3 protein-coding genes are annotated in these 4,076 nt (G+C 73.3%); all 3 read left to right on the forward strand.

The window, feature by feature from the left end; all coding sequences use genetic code 11:
* Positions 1-82: 82 nt before the first annotated feature.
* A complete protein-coding gene (locus tag HW445_RS20900; protein WP_180222513.1) occupies positions 83-880 on the forward strand; it encodes a VOC family protein in 798 nt (265 codons plus the stop codon).
* Between the two features lie 373 nt (positions 881-1,253).
* A complete protein-coding gene (locus HW445_RS20905; RefSeq protein ID WP_180222514.1) occupies positions 1,254-2,888 on the forward strand; it encodes an ABC-F family ATP-binding cassette domain-containing protein in 1,635 nt (544 codons plus the stop codon).
* A 78-nt stretch (positions 2,889-2,966) separates the two neighbouring features.
* A partial coding sequence (locus tag HW445_RS20910) for an ATP-binding cassette domain-containing protein (RefSeq protein ID WP_180222515.1) occupies positions 2,967-4,076 on the forward strand: 1,110 nt, incomplete at its 3' end.

Raw genomic sequence — 4,076 nt, forward strand, 5'->3', positions numbered from 1 at the left:
CCTCTCAGCGGCACGACGGGCGACCGCCGCGGCCCCGTGCCAGGCTGGAGGCGTCAAGGATCTGCGGAAGGGAGTCATCACCATGATCACCAATGACTTCGCGCCCGGTTCCCCCTGCTGGCTCGACCTCGGCGCGCCCGACGTGCGCGAAGCCGCGGCCTTCTACGGCTCCGTGCTCGGCTGGGACTACGAGTCCATGGGCGAGAGCGAGGACATGGAAGGCGGCATGTTCCGCAAGGACGGCAAGATCGTCGCCGGGCTCGGCAAGCTGACCGAGGAGGGTGCCCGCTCGGCGTGGATGATCTACTACGGCGTCGAGGACGCGGACGCCACCACCCGGGCCGTGGAGCGCGCGGGCGGCACGGTGCGGGTGGCCCCGACGGACCTCGACGAATGGGGCCGGATGGCGCAGTACAGCGACCCCCTGGGCGGACAGTTCGCCGTCTGGCAGCCGGGCACGGACAAGGGCGTCGAGCTGGTGGACCAGCCGGGCTCGCTGTCCTGGACCGAGCTGTACACGAGCGACGCCACCGCCGCGAAGGAGTTCTACGGCGGCGTCCTCGGCTGGCGGTTCAGCGACATGGAGCTGCCCGGCGGCGGGGGCACGTACTCGATCATCACCCCCGCCGGGCTCCCCGAGGAACGGATGCACGGCGGCCTCATGGAAATGCCCGCGGAGAATCTCGGCCTGACGCACGGCAGGCCGTACTGGCACCCGGTCTTCAACGTCACCGACTGCGACGCCGCGGTGGCCAGGGTCACCGGGAACGGTGGCAGCGTGCAGATGGGGCCCGAGGACGCGGAGGGCGTCGGCCGGATGGCCGTCTGCCTCGACCGGTCGGGCGCGGACTTCGTGCTGCTCACCCCGGTCCCGGGCTGAGCCCCGTTCCCCGGTCCCGGGCCGAGCCCCGACGACACGGCCGGCGGCCGGTAGCTCCTCCGGGGGCGCCTGCCGGGTCTGCGCCCCCGGACGCGGAGGCTGCGGTCCGCGTCCGACCGGGTGACCCCGGAGGGCCTTGTGCTTCCGCCCCGCCCCGAGCCCCTGCTGTTACCCTGCTGGAGACGTTGATCGCTTGTTGAGGAGCCCAGACATGGTGGTGGACGACGACATCTCCGGGTGATCACCCGGCCCCGACAGGCCACCGGCCGGTGCGTGGAAGCGCCGCCGTCGTGGCCTCGACGTCGTCCCCTCCTCCCCCTTGTCTGCCACCGGGGCAGAAGCGTTCTGCCTCCTTCCTCACGAGGTCACCTCCATGTCCGACGCCCGCGTCGTCTGCTCCAGCCTGTCCTTCTCCTGGCCCGACGACACCCCCGTCTTCCAGGACCTGTCCTTCACCGTCGCCGCCGGCCGCACCGGTCTCGTCGCGCCCAACGGCACCGGCAAGAGCACACTGCTGAAGCTGATCGCCGGTGAACTGCGGCCCGGTGCCGGGTCGGTCTCCGTCTCCGGCACACTCGGCCACCTCCCGCAGACCCTGCCCCTGTCCGGCGGTCTCACGGTCGCCGAGGTGCTGGGCGTCGCCGCCGTCATCCGCGCCATCGACGCCGTGGAGTCCGGAGACGTCGCCGAGGAGCACTTCGCCACCATCGGCGACGACTGGGACATCGAGGAACGCACCCGCGCCCAGCTCGACCGCCTGGGCCTGGCCGGCCTCACCCTGGACCGGAGCCTGAGCACGCTCAGCGGCGGCCAGATCGTCTCCCTGGGTCTCGCCGCCCAGCTGCTGAAGCGACCCGACGTGCTCCTGCTCGACGAGCCCACCAACAACCTCGACGCCGACGCCCGCCACAAGCTCTACGGCGTGCTGGAGGACTTCGACGGCTGCCTGCTCCTGGTCAGCCACGACCGCGCGCTGCTCGACCGCATGGAGAGCATCGCCGAGCTCGAATCCGGCGAACTGCGTTTTTACGGCGGCAACTTCACCGAATACGAACAGGCGGTGCGGGCCGAGCAGGAGGCCGCGCAGAGGAACGTCCGCAATGCCGAGCAGGAACTGAAGCGCGAGAAGCGCGAGATGCAGCAGGCCCGCGAGCGCGCCGAACGCCGGCAGAGCAACGCCGTCCGCAACCTGAGGAACGCGGGGCTCCCCCGCATCTTCGCCGGGAACATGAAACGGGGTGCGCAGGAGTCCGCGGGCCGGGCGGGCCAGGTGCACGCCGGTCGGGTCGGCGAGGCGCAGGCCCGGCTCGACGAGGCCGGGCGCGCGCTGCGCGACGAGCAGCGCATCACCCTGGACCTGCCGGACACCCACGTGCCCGCCGGACGCACCCTCTTCCTCGGCGAGCAGCTCCGCGTCCGCCTCGGGGACGAGGAGGTGTTCGCCGCCGACGGCGTCGACCTGACGATCCGCGGCCCGGAGCGCGTCGCGCTGACCGGTCCCAACGGCGCCGGCAAGAGCACCCTGCTGCGTCTGCTGAGCGGCGACCTGGCGCCGGGGAGCGGCGTGGTCAGGCGGGCCGAGGGCCGGGTCGCCCATCTGTCGCAGCGCCTGGACCTGCTGGACCTGGACCGCACGGTCGCCGAGAACTTCGCCGACCACGCCCCGCGGCGGCCGGAGGCCGAGCGGATGAACCTGCTCGCCCGCTTCCTCTTCAGGGGGCCCCGCGCCCATCTGCCCGTCGGCGTGCTCTCCGGAGGGGAGCGCCTGCGCGCCACCCTGGCCTGCGTCCTGTGCGCGGAGCCGGCGCCGCACCTGCTGCTCCTGGACGAGCCGACGAACAATCTCGACCTGCTCAGCACGGGCCAGTTGGAGAGTGCGCTCAACTCCTACCAGGGGGCCTTCGTGGTGGTCAGCCACGACGAGCGGTTCCTGCGGGAGATCGGCGTGCGGCGGTGGCTGCGTCTGGCCGACGGCGAGCTCGGCGAAACGGGGCGCCCCGAGGTGTGAGCCGCCGGCGTGTCGACCTGGCCCGCGCCGAGGCGCACCGCCCCGCGGGCCGTACACCGATCACGTGGAACGGACCTCATGCCTCAGCCCCCTCTGCTCGCCCACGACCTCGTCCGCACGCTCGACGGCCGACGCGTGCTCGACGGTGTCTCCCTCACCGCCTCTCCCGGACACCGCATCGGCCTGATCGGAGAGAACGGCGTCGGCAAGTCGACCCTGCTGCGCCTGCTCGCCGGGACGGACGAACCCGACGCCGGCGACGTCGTCCGGCCCTGCGACCTGGGCTTTCTCCATCAGGAGATGCCGTACGACAGCGGCTCGACGATCGCCGCCGTCCTCGACGACGCCCTGCGCGAGGCCAGGGAGGACCTCGCCGAGCTGGAACGGCTCGCCGAGCGGCTCGCGCGGACCGCCGAGGACGCGCCCGGGTACGCCGACCTGCTCGACGCCTACGGCGGCCGCCTCGAACGCGCCCAGGAGCGGGAGGCCTGGGACGCCGACCGGCGTGCCGTGCTGGTGCTCGACGGTCTCGGCCTGGGCGCCTTCGGGCACGAGCGGACACTCGGATCGCTGTCCGGCGGCCAGCGTGGCCGGCTCGCCCTCGCCGCGCTGCTGGTCCGGCAGCCCTCCGCCCTGCTGCTGGACGAACCGACCAACCATCTCGACGACGACGCCGCGGCCTTCCTCGAGGAACGGCTGCGCGCCCTGCCCGGCGTCGTCGTCCTGGCCAGTCACGACCGGGCCTTCCTGGACGCGGTGTGCACGGACCTGGTCGACCTCGACCCGGCGGTGGACGGCCCGGTCCGCCACGGCGGCAACTACAGCGACTACCTGGCCGGGAAGCGCGCCGCGCGGGAGCGCTGGGAGCGGCGCTGGGCCGAGGAGCAGGAGGAACTCCAGGCCCTGCGGGTCTCCGCAGGGGTCACCGCGCACCGCGTCGCACCGGACCGGGGCCCGCGGGACAACGAGAAGATGGGCTACGGCCACCGCGCCGGCCGGGTCCAGAGCCAGATCTCCCGGCGGGTGCGCCAGGCCGTCCGCCGCCTCGAGGAGCTGGAGCGCTCCCAGGTCGCCGCGCCGCCCAGGCCGCTGCGGTTCGGGAGCACGGCGCTGGCCGCGCCGGTGGCGGAGGAGGAGGGGGACGGCCCGCTGGTGTCCCTGGACGGCGTGCGGGTGCCGGGGCGGCTC

The sequence above is a fragment of the Streptomyces sp. UH6 genome, from assembly GCF_013421635.1.
GTDB lineage: Bacteria > Actinomycetota > Actinomycetes > Streptomycetales > Streptomycetaceae > Streptomyces > Streptomyces abyssomicinicus.

What these genes read in the sequence shown, in the direction of transcription:
- HW445_RS20900 (WP_180222513.1), top strand. Translation starts at nt 83, where the DNA reads ATGATCACCAATGACTTCGCGCCCGGTTCCCCCTGCTGGCTCGACCTC.
- HW445_RS20905 (WP_180222514.1), top strand. Translation starts at nt 1,254, where the DNA reads ATGTCCGACGCCCGCGTCGTCTGCTCCAGCCTGTCCTTCTCCTGGCCC.